Origin of the sequence: Polyangium sp. 6x1 (assembly GCF_029946515.1) — a bacterium.
In the GTDB taxonomy this organism is placed as follows: domain Bacteria; phylum Myxococcota_A; class Polyangia; order Polyangiales; family Polyangiaceae; genus Polyangium.
Map to the genome: position 1 here is coordinate 144965 of NZ_JARZHH010000003.1, position 15476 is coordinate 160440.

The following is a 15476-nucleotide window of genomic DNA, read 5'->3' on the forward strand; positions in this document are numbered from 1 at the left end:
AGCATCGAAAGGAGTCCAGCATGTCTTTCGTGGTCGCAGGCGTGACGGGTAAGGTCGGCTCGGTCGTCGCGGCCGGGCTCCTTGCCAATGGGCAAAAGGTCAAGGTCCTCGTGCGCGACGCGGCCAAAGGCGCCGAATGGTCCAAGAAGGGCGCCGAGGTCGCGGTCGCATCGCTCGGGGACAAGGACGCGCTCGCCGGCGCGCTCGCGGGAGCGCGAGGCTTCTTCGTGCTCCTTCCCCTGAGCTTCACGGCGCCTGATCTTTATGCCTATCAGCGCGAGATGTCGGATGGCATTGCCGCCGCGGTGAAGGTGAGCGGCGTCCCGCACGTCGTCCTCCTCTCCTCTGTGGGCGCTGATTTGCCGGACGGGACGGGGCCGATCAAGGGCCTTCATTACCTGGAGAACGCGCTCCGCGCGACCGGCACCGCGCTCACGGCGATTCGCGCGGCGGCCTTCCAGGAGAACGTCGCGAGCTCACTCGCGCCGGCCAGGAATGCCGGGATCTTTCCGAACTTCATGCGGTCGGCCGACGAGCCCCGCCCGCAGATCGCCACCAAGGACATCGGCGCGCTCGCCGCATCGTCGCTCCTCGAAGGCGGCAAGACGAGCGAAAACATCGACCTGCACGGCCCCGCGTATTCGATGCGGCAGATCGCCGAGAAGCTCGGGGCCGCTCTCGGGAAGACGCTGAAGGTCGTCGACATTCCGCCGGAGGCCCATGTGAGCACGCTCGTGCAAGGAGGACTGCCGCCGCACACCGCCGAGGTCTTCGCCGAAATGTACCGTGGGATCGCGAGCGGCGCCATTGCCCCGCGGGGGGACCGCCGGGTTGAGGGAAAGACGCCCATCGACGAGGTGATCCAGGCGGTCGCCCGTTCATGAAGAGCGCGGCGTCGTCGATTCCGCGGGCGCGTGTGCGCGTAGAAACGAGCCCACACGCGCCCGGATGCTGTCGCGATCCGTGAAAATACTCACGTGCTCGCCATTTTCGATGGTGAGCAGCTCGGCCCCGGGAACACGGGCCGCGAGGATCTGGGCCTGGGCAAATGGCGCCGCCTTGTCGTTCGTACCGTGCACGACGAGGAGCGGAGCCTTGATCCGTTCCAGGGCAAACCCTTGGTCCCGGCGCGTCACGGCGACGTCGTTCTCCGTGCCCGGGAGCCGGAGCGGCATTCGATCGAACGTGCTGCGCTGGAGCTCCCGCAAGAGCGGGCCCGCCTCCGGATCGCGCAGCGTGCGTGCGCGCACGACCGGATCCGGAATCGAGCGGCGCGCGGATCGCTCCGGGTCCTGCTCGGCCTTTCTCCGCATGGCGGCGACGAGCGGGCCGCAGCGCGCGGTGATCCGCAGGATGTACCACGCGAGCGGCAATCGCGTCTCCACGCGGGTGCAGACGGACGAAACGATGACGAGACCCCAGCAGCGATCCGGATGGCTGAGGGCAAACTGGAGCGCAGACGGGCCGCCGCCGGAAATGGCCATCACGGCGGCTCGTTCGATTCCGAGCGCATCGAGGAGATCGCGGTAGAGATCGGCCTGCTCCGCGGGGGTTCGTCCCAGCGAGAGGCGCGTCCCGAGGTAGCCGGGGCGAGAGGGCGCGATATGACGAAAGCCCGGGACGCCCGCGGTGCGCGCGAGGAGCAGCGCCTGATCGTAGCCCCCCATGGCGCCGTGGAGCGCGAGCACCGCCGGACCGCTGCCAAGGAAGGCGCATTCGACATCACCGCGCCGCGTCTTCACCACCACCGGGCCTGAATCGCCCGACATCGTCGCCACTCCGTTCGACGGTTCCCGTTCCTCCGAAGCTTGCATGGGGTTCTCCTTTCCAGATCGTCACTCCGTCCTAGCGCGCGCTCGGCGGCCCGTATTGTGAAAATGCGACACGCCGTGGGGCCCCGCGAACGACTACGGGCGATACCGGTGGACGATCCGCGTATCGGCGGTCGCGAGCTGCCTGCTCCTGTGCGCGCCTTTCTCGCCGGGAAGGCGATCGGTCAGCGTCTTGAAGTCGCGGATCAGGTGCGGCTGGTCCGCGTAGCCGCACGCCTGGGCGAGCTCGGCGAGCGTCGCGAAGGCGCCGGTGTGCAGAGCGCCAAGGACATGCCGCAGGCGGACGAGCCGGGCCATCCGCTTCGGCGTCATTCCAAATTGATCGAGGAAGAGGCGCTCCAGGCTGCGTGTGTGGAGACCGAGCTTCTCCGCGAGCTCGTCGACGCGGAGCCGACCTCCGTGCGATTCGAGGAGGTGCGTGGCCCTGCGGCAGCGCGCATCCGTGACGAGTGGCGGCGCGGCATCCCTGACCAGATTCGCGAATGCGCGTTGCCGCGAGCCGAGGTCCGGCAGCGCGCGCAATCGCTCGGCCAGCGATTCAATAGGGATTCCTCGGATCTTCGTCACCTCGGCGCGTCCGTCGGTGAGCTCCGAGGAGCGGACGTCGGCCAAGCGTGGCGCCTGGCCGGCCCGGAAGCGGATGCCGAGGTACTCGGCGCCGGCGACGCGCTCGATGGTGGCGCGCTCGGTGGCGGGCCCGATCAGCACCATCCGACAGCCCGCGGGAGAATGGCGGAACACGAGGTGCGCGCCTGCGTCGGGGAAAAACTCGTGGAACGTCGTGCCCGCGCCGCCGCTGCTCTCGGTCGCCCAGCAAAGATCGATCTGGGTCGAGGGATCGGAGGGCGGAGGCACGAAGAGGCTCGTCGTTGCATGCGCGTTCTTCGACGTGGGCATGGGGCGCGGCTCCGAGATCGTGATACCGCAGCGTCGCACCGGGTGGAAGAGGGCATTTCAACGGCCGTCCCCGCATCGCGCCCGTCTCCGCCTCACGAGGACCACGGCGAGAAGCAATCCGAGCGCGCCTCCGACGTACGACCCGATGTGCACACGCCACACCCGCACGAACGCTGCGGCGCGCGTCGAGCCGGCGAGCATTTCCGCGACGGCGTGTTGATCCAGGGGATCGAACCTGACCGGCGACGTGCCGCGCATCACCGCGGCGAGCGCCGCCGTCACCAGCGGAATGGCGACGAAGCCGAGCAATCGTCGAAGGGGTAGGCGCCTCGGGAGCCGCCCCGACGGCTCGTTCGCAAACCGAAGCGCCATGCCGGCGAGCAAACCCAGCGGCCAGGACGCATGGGCTGCGAGCGTCGTCACGGCCCACCGAAACGGGCGCGGATCCCGCGCGAGGTCCTTGCCGAAAAGGAAGTACTCCGGCGAGAGTGTCGCGGTCACGTGGTCGTGGACGATGGCGTAGGCGAGCGCGGAGAGCGTCGTCACGCCGAAGAGGACGGCGTCCTCGCGACCGAACCGCGGCGGAACGAATTTCACGGCGTGATCAGTGCGCGCGCACGATCCCTATTCCCGACCTGTTTGCAGATACCACTCGAGCTTGCGACTTCGGCGACGAGGCCGAGGCGATGTCACCGACCCGCCCGACCTTGACAGAGCTCCGCCGCTCTGTTGACGTCCATCCATGAGGAATCGATCCGTCGTGGATTCAGCGTGGCTGCGTCTTTTCGCGCTCACCCTCTCGGGGGGTATCGCGGCGTGTGCCCCCTCGACGGCCGCTCCGGACGGGGCGGGGCTCGTACTTGCCTCGACAAACCATGCCGTCTCCGTCGAGGCGACGTTCACGGCGTCCGGCGCCGCGGTGGAGGCGCGCGGGCTCGCGCAGAAGGCCGTGTTCGAGGCGAGCGGGCTCGGATGTGGAGACGAGCGACGGCCGCTCTCGAAGTCTGCACCGGTCGCGGAGGCGGGCCGGGTCGAGTACAGGCGGACGGCGCGCGGCGGCGGCCCGGGGCTCGTCGAATGGTACGTGAGTGATGCGCGTGGCATCGAGCAGGGGTTCACGATCGACGCGGCGCCCGATTGCGCGGGGGAGGGGGCTCAGGACGTCGTGATCGACGTCGAGCTGCGCGGCGGGCTCGACGCGCGCGTCTGGCCCTCGGGCCGCGGCGCGACGTTGCACGACGCCGAGGGGACCGCGAGGCTCGCGTATCGTGATCTGTATGCATTCGATGCGCGCGGTCGGGACCTGCCGATCCGCCTTTCGAAGGTCGAGGGGGAAGAGCGGCTCTCCATTCACGTGGATACTTCGGGCGCGGTGTATCCCGTCGTCGTGGATCCGACGATCACGAACAACATCGCGAAGCTCGTCCCCGCCACGGGCGCGGAGTACGACTATTTCGGCGCGTCGGTGGACGTCTCGGGCAATACGATCGTCGTGGGGGCCTCCGGCGACGGGCCGGGAAACTCGCCGCTCGGCGCGACCTACGTGTTCACCGGCGGGGGCGGCGTGTGGGCGCAGCAGGCGAAGCTCGTCATGTCCGACGCGGTCGCAGGCGATTGGTTCGGCTCGTCCGTCGCCGTTTCGGGCGATATCCTCCTCGGAGGCGCGAACCTCGACGACGAGAAGGGGACGGATTCAGGAACGGCGCTCGTATTCGTCCGAAATGGTAGCACGTGGACCCAGGAGGCCAAGCTCTCCCCGGCCGACGGCGCCGCGGGTGACAACTTCGGTCGCTCGGTCGATCTGTCCGGGAACACAGCGATCATCGGGGCGTATTGGGACGACGACAAGGGCACGAGCTCGGGCTCGGCGTACGTGTTCGTCCGGAATGCGGGGACGTGGACGCAGGAGGCGAAGCTCCTCGCGGGCGACGGCGCCATGAGTGATCAATTCGGACTGGCGAGCGCGATCGACGGGGACGTCGCCGTGGTGGGCGCGCCTTATGACAATGCCATCGCCACGAATCCACCGTGCGGCTCGGCCTACATCTTCACGCGGAGCGGCGGCATCTGGACGCAGGAGGCAAAGGTCCTCGCGAGTGATGCGGGCGCGGGCGACGAATTCGGTTATGCCGTGGCCGTCTCCGGCGACACGGTCGTCGTCGGCGGGCTCCGGAACGACGACAAGGGGAGCGACTCCGGAGCTGCTTACGTCTTCCGCAAGGTGGGCGGCATGTGGCAAGAGGAGGCGAAGCTCCTCGCGAGCGACGGCAAGTCGAGTGATCATTTCGGCGCGGCCGTCGCCATGCAGGGCGATACCATCGTCATTGGCGCGCGTTACAGCGACGTCGGGGCGAGCTCGTCCGGATCGGCTTATGTCTTCCAACGGACCGGCTCTGTGTGGACCGAGCAGACGAAGCTCGTCGCCAAGGACGCCGGCACGAACGACGATCTCGGGGATGCGGTGGCCATCGATGGAAACACGATCGTGGCCGGCGCGGATGGCGATCAGATCTTCGGCACGTCGTCCGGCTCTGCGTACGTCTTCGCCGTCTCGCTCCTGCCGAACGGCACGCCTTGCTCCGCGGCCGCGCAATGCCAGAGCGGCTTCTGCGCGGATTCCGTCTGTTGCGACGCGGCGTGCGGAGGCGATCCCGCCGATTGTCGCGCCTGCAGCGTCGCCGCCGGTTCCACGGCTGACGGCGTATGCACGCCTCGCGCGGCAGGTACCGAATGTCGCGCGTCCGCGGGCGCGTGCGACGTCGCGGAGGCGTGTGACGGTGTGAGCACGGCGTGCCCGGCCGACGCGCTTGCCACGGCCGGAACGATGTGCCGCCCCGCGGCGGACGCTTGCGACGTGGACGAGACATGCAGCGGTCAATCGTCGAGCTGTCCCGCGGATACCCTCGTGCCCGCCGGCACGACGTGCCGCGCCGCCGTGGGCTCGTGCGACGTGGAAGAGGCGTGCGATGGAGCGACCATCGTTTGTCCCGATGATGCATTCGCAAGCACCGGCTCCGTCTGCCGCCCGTCCGCCGGCACATGCGATGCCGAGGAAGTTTGTCCTGGTGACGGGATCGATTGCCCGGCGGACGTGTTCACGCCCGATGGCGCGACCTGCCCCGGCGGCTCGTGCCAGGCCGGCGTTTGCGTCGATGGGAGCGGAGGCGCCGGCGGAAGCGGAGGCGCCGGCGGGAGCGGAAGCGGAGGCGCCGGCGGGAGCGGAAGCGGTGGCGCCGGCGGAAGCGGTGGCGCGGCCGGACCCGATGGGAACGTTCCCGGCGACGATGGTGGCTGTGGCTGTAGAATGATCGGCTCGGAAAAACCGTCTTCCTTCGGCCTCGCCGCGCTCGGCCTTGCCGCGCTCGTCGTCACGCGGCGGCGCCGCCGCCTCTAGGAGTACGACGCATGGATTCGAACCTGCACCACGCGGGAGCAAAGAAAAAATGCTCGACGTAGTTTGGGACATGGAGACCGGCGATCCGGATGATTTCATCACGCTGCTCCTCCTGCTCGGCCACCCCGAGGTCAACCTCAAAGCAGTGACCATTACCCCGGGCACGCCTGACCAAGTCGGCGTGGTGCGCCAGGCCCTCCGCTGGTTTGGCAGGGACATCCCGGTGGGGGCGTACAACCTCGACCACCAACCGAAATCGGTCCGCGAGGGCACGGGCCCGGGGGAGGGGCGGCACGGGCCGCGCGGCGTGTGTGTCTCCTCCTGGCATTACAAGGCCTACGGCGAGATACCGCCTTCGCGAGACGCCGCGCCCGGCCCGGAGGTCTTGCGCGCCGTCTGCGACGCGTCGACCACCTTGATCACCGGCGCCCCGCTGAAGAACCTGGGCGGCGCCATGAAGCTCCCCGGCTTCCACGTGGGCCGCCTCGTCGTCCAGGGAGGCTTCGCCGGCGAGGGCGTCGTCCCGCCCGAGCGCCAGCTCCCCAAGTTCCGCGGGATGGTCACTTGCCCGACGTTCAACCTCAATGGGGATCCCAAGTCGGCGCTCGCGGCGCTGCAATACCCCGGTATCGGGAGCCGGAGGTTCGTCTCGAAGAACGTTTGTCATGGCGTGATCTACGACCACGAGCTGCACGATCGGATCGGCGCCTTGAAGGAAACAAGCCTGTCGCTCCGTCTGATCTGGCAGGGGATGGATGTCTACCTGGAGAAGAAGCAGGGAAAGATGCCCCGTCCGTCGCCGCCCGAGGTCGAAGAGTCGGCGCCGGAGGCCATGGGCGGCAAGGCGTTCCATGATCCTCTGGCGGCCTGCTGCGCGATCGATCCCTCGATTGGAGAGTGGGCCGAGGTCGAGCTCTATCGCGAGAAAGGCGCCTGGGGCTCCCGGCTCGCTCCGGGATCGGGCGTGTGGATTATCACCGGGTACGATCGGGAGAAATTCCTCCAAACCCTGACCGCCCTGGCGCCCACGTAAAAGTCGTACTGCGGCCCACGTCCGGCGGCTAGCTTTTCCCCCATCCTCTCCATGGCTACGGCGAACGTCCGGAACACGTGCTAGTTCGGGCGCCGCGATGATCACGCTCGACAAGCTCTCCAAGCGCTTCGGCCCGAAAATTCTCTTCGAAAACGTCTCGATGCGGTTCGACCCGGGCAAGCGGTACGCCCTCGTCGGGGCGAACGGCGCGGGAAAATCGACGCTTCTCAAGGTCATCTCGGGGGAGCACGAGTCGGATCAAGGCTCGGTCGAGATCCCGGGCAAGCTCAAGGTCGGCGTGCTGTCGCAGGACCACTTCGCGTACGAGTCCGTCCGCATCCTCGACGCGGTCCTGATGGGCAACCGCGTCCTCTGGGACGCCACGCAAGAGAAGGAGCGGCTGCTCGAAGGCGAGATGGACGACGAGGTCGGCATGCGCCTCGCCGAGCTCGAAGGGACGATTGGCGAGGAAGACGGCTACACCGCCGAGGCGCGCGCCGCGGAGATCCTGGAGGGTCTCGGAATCTCGTCGTCCCGGCACCTCGACACCGTCAGCACGCTGGCGGGCGGGTACAAGCTGCGCGTGCTCATCGCGCAGACGCTCTTCGCCGGCGCCGACGTCCTTTTGCTCGACGAGCCGACGAACCACCTCGACCTCGACTCCATCCGGTGGCTCGAATCGTACCTGACGCACGACTTCCGCGGGACGCTGCTCGTCGTGAGCCACGATCGGCATTTCATGAACGCGATCGCCACGCACGTCGCCGACGTCGATTACCAGACGGTCACCGTGTACACGGGCGATTACGACGATTTCATCGAGCAAAAGACGACCGGGAAGCGCCAGTCGGAGGCGGACGCGGCCCAGAAGAAAAAGAAGATCGCCGAGCTCAAGGACTTCGTGGCCCGCTTCGGCGCGAGCGCCAGCCGGTCGAGCCAGGCCCAGTCGCGCGTGAAGGAGATGGAGAAGCTCGAGAACAGCATCCAGGTGCGTCGTTCGAGCGTGGTGCGACCGTACATCAAATTCGAGATCGAAAAACCTTCCGGCCGCGACGTGCTCCGCGTGGAGGGGCTTTCGAAGAGCTTCGGGGATCTGCGGGTGATCGAGGGGCTCGGTCTGAACCTGAACCGCGGTGACAAACTTGCGGTGATCGGGCCGAGCGGCATCGGCAAATCGACGCTGCTCAAGCTGCTCGTCGCGGAGCACGCGCCCGACGCAGGGACCATCGTCTGGGGCCACGACACGAACGTGGGTTATTTCGCGCAGGATCATCACGAGGCGCTGGAGCCCGGATTCTCCGCGTACGAGTGGCTGCACCGCTTCGATCCGGACGCGCAGCTCGAAGACGTGCGCTCGGTGCTGGGGAAGCTGCTTTTCAGCGGAGAAGCGGGGCTCAAGAAGACGGAGAGCCTGTCGGGAGGGGAGGCGGCGCGGCTGCTGCTGGCCAAGCTCATCCTGCTGAAGAACAACGTGGTGGTCCTGGATGAGCCGACGAACCACCTCGACGTGGAGAGCATCGACGCGCTCTTGGAGGCGCTCATCGCGTTCAAAGGGACGGTCGTCGTGACGAGCCACGATCGGCATTTCATCGGAAAGCTCGGGACGCGCGTGCTCGAGTTGTCCCGCAAGGGGCCGCGGCTCTTCAATGGGACGTACGAGGAGTTCCTGGAGCGGTTCGGCGACGAGCAAGCCGGGCGTTGAGGGGGCGCCTGATGACTATGGGGGCGCGCCGTGTTCGACGGCGGCGCGCCGGTTCGTGGTCGGGAGCAGCAGAGCGGCCTTGTCAACGCGCGTGATCCGGGTATCTCTCACGCATGTGCGTGCTGTTCCTGGGCTTCGAGGCGCATCCCGACCACGACGTCGTGCTGGCCGCCAATCGCGACGAGTTTCACGCCCGTCCGACCCGGGAAATGCACTTCTGGGAGGATCATCCCGAGATCCTGGCCGGGCGTGACCTCCAGAGCGGCGGAACGTGGCTCGGCGTGACGCGGTCCGGGCGCTTCGCCGCCATCACGAACTTCCGGGACCCCGCGGCGCAGCGCGGAGACGCGAAATCGCGGGGCGCGCTCGTGGTGGAGTATCTCCTCGGTAGCGGCTCCCCGCGCGAGTTCACGGAGAGCCTTCGCCCGCGCGCGGGGGCGTACAACGGATTCAACCTGATCGTGGGCACGCGCAGCGAGGCGGCCTATTTCGCGAGCCTGACGCGCGAGTCGCGCGTCCTCACCCCCGGCGTGTACGGGCTCAGCAATCATCTTCTCGATACGCCCTGGCCGAAGCTCGTGCAGGGAAAGGGCGCTTTCACGAAGCTCGTCGAATCGCGTCCGCTCCCGGAGCCCGGGGCATTTTTTCAGATGCTGCGCTCGGATCAGGGAGCGCCGGACGCGGAGCTTCCGGATACGGGCGTGGGGCTGGAGATGGAGCGCATGCTCGCGCCGCTCTTCATCGATGATACGAGGACGCCTCCGATTTACGGGACGCGCTCGAGCTCGGTGGTCACTTTTTCGAGAACGGGTGAGGTCAGGTTCTTCGAGAGGGGGTTTTCCCCGGGGATGGAGCCGCGCCTGGTGGAAAAGAGTTTCCGACTACCTCGGCAAGGATAGTGGAGACCAGCCTGGCGCGCGCCTGGCGAGGAGCAGCCCAAAAGGAAGGATGGGGAGCCGTGAAGACCCACGAGACCGCCGCCGTCCTCGTCCCACCCACGGAAAGCTGGGAGCCGATCCAGGCCATCCGAAGGGTTCACGACCGCAAAATCGGCCGGTGGATGCCGCACGTCACGCTGCTCTATCCCTTTCGTCCCCGCGTCGAGTTCGACGCCCTCGCGCCTGTGCTCGCCGCTGCCTGCGCCGAGGTTTCCCCGTTCACCCTGTCCCTCCGACATTTTCACCACTTCGGTCACGGTCACGGTCGCTTCACGGTATGGCTCGATCCCGAGCCACACGAGGCGCTCCTCGCGCTCCATGCCGCGCTGGTGCGAGTGGTGCCCGATTGTCACGATACCGCCCGTCCGGCAGACGGCTTCAGGCCGCACCTCAGCGTCGGTCAGGCGAACGGCCCCGCGGAGCTCGCGCGTTTTCTCGGGGACGTTGAGCCTACCTGGACGCCGATCACGTTCGAGGTCCATGCGGTCGCGCTGATCGCCCGCGCGGGGGCAACTCCGTTCGTCGTCGATCGATGGATTCCGCTCGGGGCTCGGGCGGAGAACGTGGCATCATCGTCGTGAGCGTCATGGGTATCTTCGATATCGTCGTGGGGGATGCAAGCTGCCCGCGCTGCGGCCATCCGCAACCGTGGCGAATCCAGTACGAATACGGGTATTGCCGGCAGCATGAGTACATGCCCGGCGATGCCATTTGCTGGTTCGACCCTCCCGGGCGCAGCGCGCCTCTGGCCGACGTGGGGGAGAACGTGGGCGGTCTGGTTGCGGTCGTGGGCGCGCCCGAGAGCGGGTGCCGCCGCTGTGGTGTCGCTCCAGAAGAAGCAACGGTATGGTTTCGGGACAACGTGGTGGAGAGCGTCGAGGTGGGCGTATCCGTGCAGAATGCCGACTTCGTCCCCGTGGCCCCTCCGCGGGAATGGCTGCATGTCTGGTCGCAGCGGCGTGCCGGCACTGCAAACGAGGATCGCCTGGAAGCGAGCTGCCGTGGCAGCCGGTGGACGCTGGTCGTCGCGGACGGTGCGGGTGGGCTTTCCGGTGGTGCGCTCGCGGCGCAACGGGCGGCAGAGGCGGCGTCGGCCCTGGGGGCAAGCCGGGAGCTCACGCCTGCGGCGTGGTGCGAACAGCTTTCGCGGCTCGACCGTGAAATGGGCTTGGATTCAAAGTGCGGGGAGACGACGCTCGTCGTGGTCCAGGTGAGTGGCAGCGAGCTTTGGGGCGCGAGCATTGGAGATTCGGGGGCGCTGCTCGTGGAGGCGGGGCGGGTCGTGGAGCTGACTTCGAGGCAGAGACGCAAACCGCTGCTCGGCAGCGGAGAATGCACGCCCACCGGTATCGAGCGGCAGCCTCTCTCGGGCCGCCTCCTCCTGGCGTCGGATGGCCTCTTGACGTATCTGCCTCGGCCGAGGTTGTCCGAGGTCGCTCTCGCGGGAGATGTCCGCTCGGCTATTCAAGCGCTCGTCGAAGCCGTGAAGCTCCCTTCGGGAACCTTCCACGACGATGTTGCGCTGATTCTCGCCGAAAAATTCTCGGCTTTGCCTGGTTGACCCGGCATCGAGGAGCGCACGATGCACACCGTGAAGCGCCTGGAAGGACCCGATGCCCCAATCCCGACACGCTGGCTGGGCGGGGGCGACGACGAGGGGCCGGTGTACGTGTTCGCGCGTGAAAACGAGATCCTGTGGAGCGTGGGTATCGATTTCGGCGAGGCCTCGCACGTGCCTTTCCGCGCGGAGCTGGTCTGGGAGAGCGTCGGCGTGGTCGTCCTCGGTGGTGGGGACATCGTTTACATCCTCGATATCCGCACGGGCGACGTGCGCGCCACGCTCGCGGTTCCTTCGCATTTCGGCCATCTGGCGCTCGCGCCCGTGCCTGCTCCGGGCGGAGGCGAGGAGGAGTTTCTGTTTCTTCTGGGCTGGACCGACGTGCACGCAGTGGATCGCCGGCTCGAACTCCGGTGGGCCGCGCGTGATGTCGCCGTGGACGGCATCGTTTTTCGCGAGATTCGCGGCGACGCGCTGATCGTATCGGCGGAGATGGATCCGCCGGGGGGCTGGGTCGAGGTGGCGCTCGACATCCGGACGGGGGCTGAGCTATCGCGCGGGTCGGAGAGCCCAGACAAGACGCCCGCGGCGAGGGCTTGACAATCGGGCCGGAGCCTGCGTTTCTATTCTCTGGCGAGGCGCGATTCCGCAGACTCGTTCGAGGTACCCATGCGCAGGCGACAAGCTCTCCAAATCGCAGCAGCCGCAGCGTCGCTCCCATGGACAGGGTGTGGTGCCAACGCTCCAAACCCTGCGACAGGGCAAACGCCCCCAGAGACGACGGCTTCCGGCAAGAGCGCCGCACCTACCGCAGAGCCGACCGCGCAGCCGAGCGCGACCGCGGCGCCCGTGGAAGCCCGTCCGGAAGCGAATCCGGAGCCCGTCACGAATACGACGCCGGAGCCCGCCGCAAAGCCGCCCGAGCCATCGTATGCAAGGGTGATCTGCAAGGTAGGCAAGAACCATGGGCACGTCTTCGTGGTGACGCTGGCCGACATCATGGCCGGAGCGGAAAAGACGTATCAGATCGCGGGGACGGCGAAGCATCCGCACGAGGTGACGCTCACGGTGGAGGATATGAAGACCCTCTTGAAGGGGGAGCTTCTGCGCGCCAAGAGCACCCAGGGGCTCACGCATACACATCGCGTGCATGTGCGGTGCGCGCCCGCGGAGGATCCGCCGGAGTGGGTGAGCGTCTGCTCGGCCGAGTTCACCGGGAAGGACGAGCACGAGGTGGTGATCACCGCCGCCGACATGGACGCTGGTACGGACAAGACCTATGATGTTCAAGGCCTCGCCGGCCACGCGCACAAGCTGACCCTGACCGCGACGGATTTTCAGAAGCTGAAAAAGGAAGGGGCCGTTTCGATCCAGACCTCCAGGCTGGAGGAGGATGCCCATTTGCACGTGGTGATCATTCGTTATCGTCCCTCGAAACGAGGGTAGAATCACGGGCAGAGGGACGGGTCTTCGAGCCGCGCGGCGGCTCGCGGGTCGAGCGGGGCTTCTTTCAGGCCCTCGGTGAACGCAGTCCAAGCCATTGCGTCGCCCGCCGTCAGCTTGAATGCCGCGCACACGGCGCGCGCATGCGCCGCCCGCGTCCACGGGGAATGGAGCAGCACGTCGAGTCCAGCGAGCGCGTCCGCGTTTTCGGCCGCCGTGGGGGCCATCGTCGTGACGACCGCTCGGATGGCTTGCTGGAGCACCTCGCTGTCCTCGGTCGTGCCGAGCAGCTCGATGAAGAATGTCCGCCACGTGGGGATGTCCGCGGGATCGAGCCCGCTGAGGTACGACCTGAGCTTCATGGTCGCGAGCCAGCGCGCCCGGGCATGGTTGGCTTGTTTTGCGACGCTGCCCCAGGTCGACATCGCGAGCGGCGCGGGGATGTCGAATGCGGTGAGGTAGCTCAGCCGGAGATAATCGATTTCACCGGAGGGGAGCCCCGTCGTGAGGCTCGCCCAGTCGTCCGCGAAGGCGGTCACCGGGTCGAACATGCTGCACGCGCCATAGCCGTAGACCTGGATGAGATCGAACGCGAACGGCGGCGGCGGGACCAGGAGCGCCTGGTTCAGCGTGGTCGTCCAGGCCGCTGCGGTCGCTGGGTCGAGGCTCGGGTCGATGGCCACGGAGCAAGCGGTGCCCAATGCATTGGCCTGGGTCCACTCCGAGTCGAGCCCTGCGACGAACGCCTCGAACTCTTCCGGCGTGGCGCCTGGCAATGACGACGACGTGAAGAGCACCTCGTCCTGGGCTGCTGCGCCGATTTCGAGGAAACGGGCCTGCCCCGCCGGGGTCTTGGGCACGAGGAGCGGCAAGACGTTCGTGAAATAGGCATTCATGGATTCCTCGTCCACCACGAACCAATCCCAGGTCAGGTGGTGGTCTTTCGGATCCATCACGAGGAACTCGCCGCTCTTCTGCGGCGCCACGTCGAAGGGGGTTTCGATCGGGAGCGTCTCCGTCCGCACCGAGCCGTCCTCCGCGACCCAGCCGATATCGAACGGAGCCAGCAGCGCCCCGTCGGGGTCGTGCACCGTGATCGTGGCGCCTCCGGTGGGCAGCGGCGCGATCGTCAACGTGGGAAGGCCCTTGGCGTCGACGGCGTGTCTCGCTCGCGCCGTGGCCTCCGGACCGAGCACCTCCGCGAATGCTCCGAGGAAATCGTCCGTCCCGATCGCGCCGAAGCGGTGCTCGGCGAGGACGTTTCGCAATGTCGTCCAGAAGGCCTCCTCGCCCACCAGGCTTCGTATTTGTGTCAGGAGCCAGGCCGCGCGGCTGTAGGGCCCCGAGTTGTATTTGTCCGCGAGCGCGAGCGATGTGTCGCGGATGGCTTCGCCCTCCATCGCCAAGAAATCGTTCGCATTCAGTGTGAATGGCCCCTGGGTGTCCGTGTGCGCGCGGAGCCCCTCCGGCTCGAGGAGCGTCGCCATTCCCTCCTTGATCCAGAGGTCGTCCCAGCTCTTCAGCGTCACGAGATCTCCGACCCACTGGTGCGCGAGCTCGTGCGCCGTCAGCGAGAGCTCGGCGGCGATCGGCTCCGTGCCCGCGCCTTCGTAGTGGAACGAGACGCTGGCATTCTCGATGCCGGTGGCCGGCAGGTTCGGCAGGTGCACCACCGCGTACTTCTCGAAGGGATAGGGGCCGAGCAACCCCTCGAAATGGTCGAGCATGCCCACCATCTCCCCGAGGACCGCGTCGTAGTGCCCCTGCAGCCCGCGCCGGTGCCAGATGGAGACGGGCAGGTCGCCCTTCATCGTATTCTCCACCTCGAAATCGCTGATCGCGAAGGCCATCAAATAGGTCGGCAGCGTGTACGTGGTCTCGTACTTCATCCTGTGGAGACCGTCTCCGTCCGGCGCGTCGGAGACGAGGTCTCCATTGGCGATCATCTTCTCGGCGCCGTCCATGCGCATGGAGACGGAGAAGATCGCGCGATCCGACGGCGTGTCGTGGCAAGGCATCCAGCGCCTCGCGCCGACCGGCTCCGACATCGTGAAGACCGCGCGCACGTTCAAGGGGTCGCCCTTGCGGGATTCGATGACGGGAATCAAGGAGTCGCTCGGCGCGGCCTCGTAATCGATCTCCAGGGTGAGGTTCGTCCCCGCGCCGACGGCGGACGCCGCGGAGACGTCCACCTGGAGCCGCTCTTCGCTTTCATTCGTCGAGAAAGGCAGGGCTCCGCCGCCCGCGAGCCGCACGGCTTTCACCTCGGCGACGGAGCTGTCGAGCGTGATCGTCTTCGTCCCCTGGGCCAACGGCGCGAGGGTGATGCCGACCGTCGCGGCGAGGCGGCCTCGAGCCCAGTCGTACTCGCCCTTCAATTCGTATCGCTGGACGTCGACCTCGGCGCTCTCGGGGCCGGTCGGCTCGGGCTCCGTCGAGCATCCGGCCGCCGCGAGCGACGTCGAAAGGAGGAACCAGGACGTCCAGCGCAGGCCCGGACGCGAGGGCGGTCTCGTGAAGCTCATTGATTCTCCTCGAATGGACAAGGAGCGACGCCACACCGGGCGACGATGTGCGACCGGTCGGGGCGATGCTCGTCACGCGCGCGTGCGCGAGGGGCGCGATTGCAGAGGGCGTGCCAGGATGCCCTCCGACGCTACGACGCAGAGAGCTGCGGGG

13 protein-coding genes are annotated in these 15476 nt (G+C 67.4%); 9 read left to right on the forward strand and 4 right to left on the reverse strand.

The features are described from left to right. Nucleotides 1–20 precede the first annotated feature (20 nt). The gene (locus QHF85_RS05650) at nt 21–884 is read left to right on the forward strand and encodes an NmrA family NAD(P)-binding protein (protein ID WP_281326022.1); all 864 of its coding nucleotides are present in this window, start codon (nt 21–23) and stop codon (nt 882–884) included. Here the strand turns inward: QHF85_RS05650 and QHF85_RS05655 are convergent. The 3 genes from QHF85_RS05655 to QHF85_RS05665 all read right to left on the reverse strand — a co-directional run bounded on the left by QHF85_RS05655 (nt 879) and on the right by QHF85_RS05665 (nt 3326). Next, nucleotides 879–1769 (reverse strand): alpha/beta hydrolase, encoded by an 891-nt coding sequence (locus tag QHF85_RS05655; protein WP_281326023.1) that lies wholly within the window; start codon nt 1767–1769, stop codon nt 879–881. The two genes, QHF85_RS05650 and QHF85_RS05655, sit on opposite strands and share 6 nt — an antisense overlap. 138 nt (nt 1770–1907) lie before the next feature. After that, nucleotides 1908–2729 (reverse strand): helix-turn-helix transcriptional regulator, encoded by an 822-nt coding sequence (locus tag QHF85_RS05660; protein WP_281326024.1) that lies wholly within the window; start codon nt 2727–2729, stop codon nt 1908–1910. Between the two features lie 57 nt (nt 2730–2786). Continuing rightward, nucleotides 2787–3326, reverse strand: a complete 540-nt coding sequence (locus tag QHF85_RS05665; protein ID WP_281326025.1) for a hypothetical protein — start codon at nt 3324–3326, stop codon at nt 2787–2789. 163 nt (nt 3327–3489) lie between these two features. Here QHF85_RS05665 and QHF85_RS05670 point away from each other — a divergent pair, with 163 nt between their 5' ends. The 8 genes from QHF85_RS05670 to QHF85_RS05705 all read left to right on the forward strand — a co-directional run bounded on the left by QHF85_RS05670 (nt 3490) and on the right by QHF85_RS05705 (nt 12800). Next, nucleotides 3490–6123, forward strand: coding sequence for a hypothetical protein (locus tag QHF85_RS05670; protein ID WP_281326026.1), 2634 nt, complete (start codon nt 3490–3492; stop codon nt 6121–6123). 49 nt (nt 6124–6172) lie between these two features. Beyond that, on the forward strand, nt 6173–7156 hold the full coding sequence (locus QHF85_RS05675; RefSeq protein ID WP_281326027.1) for a nucleoside hydrolase: 984 nt from the start codon (nt 6173–6175) through the stop codon (nt 7154–7156). A 97-nt stretch (nt 7157–7253) separates the two neighbouring features. Then, nucleotides 7254–8858: an ATP-binding cassette domain-containing protein gene (locus QHF85_RS05680; protein ID WP_281326028.1), complete on the forward strand. Its 1605-nt coding sequence runs from the start codon at nt 7254–7256 to the stop codon at nt 8856–8858. Nucleotides 8859–8971: 113 nt separating this feature from the next. Continuing rightward, nucleotides 8972–9757 carry an NRDE family protein gene (locus QHF85_RS05685; protein ID WP_281326029.1) on the forward strand — a complete coding sequence of 262 codons (786 nt, stop codon included), beginning with the start codon at nt 8972–8974 and terminating at the stop codon, nt 9755–9757. Between the two features lie 59 nt (nt 9758–9816). Beyond that, on the forward strand, nt 9817–10377 hold the full coding sequence (locus QHF85_RS05690; RefSeq protein ID WP_281326030.1) for a 2'-5' RNA ligase family protein: 561 nt from the start codon (nt 9817–9819) through the stop codon (nt 10375–10377). Beyond that, on the forward strand, nt 10329–11357 hold the full coding sequence (locus QHF85_RS05695; protein WP_281326031.1) for a protein phosphatase 2C domain-containing protein: 1029 nt from the start codon (nt 10329–10331) through the stop codon (nt 11355–11357). Before QHF85_RS05690 ends, QHF85_RS05695 begins: the two co-directional genes overlap by 49 nt. A 21-nt stretch (nt 11358–11378) precedes the next feature. After that, complete coding sequence (locus QHF85_RS05700; RefSeq protein ID WP_281326032.1) at nt 11379–11954, forward strand: hypothetical protein; 576 nt, start codon at nt 11379–11381, stop codon at nt 11952–11954. 249 nt (nt 11955–12203) lie between these two features. Continuing rightward, nucleotides 12204–12800, forward strand: coding sequence for a hypothetical protein (locus QHF85_RS05705; RefSeq protein WP_281326033.1), 597 nt, complete (start codon nt 12204–12206; stop codon nt 12798–12800). Nucleotides 12801–12802: 2 nt separating this feature from the next. Here QHF85_RS05705 and QHF85_RS05710 read toward each other — a convergent pair whose 3' ends face one another. Next, nucleotides 12803–15322, reverse strand: a complete 2520-nt coding sequence (locus QHF85_RS05710; RefSeq protein WP_281326034.1) for a M1 family aminopeptidase — start codon at nt 15320–15322, stop codon at nt 12803–12805. Between the last annotated feature and the right edge of the window lie 154 nt (nt 15323–15476).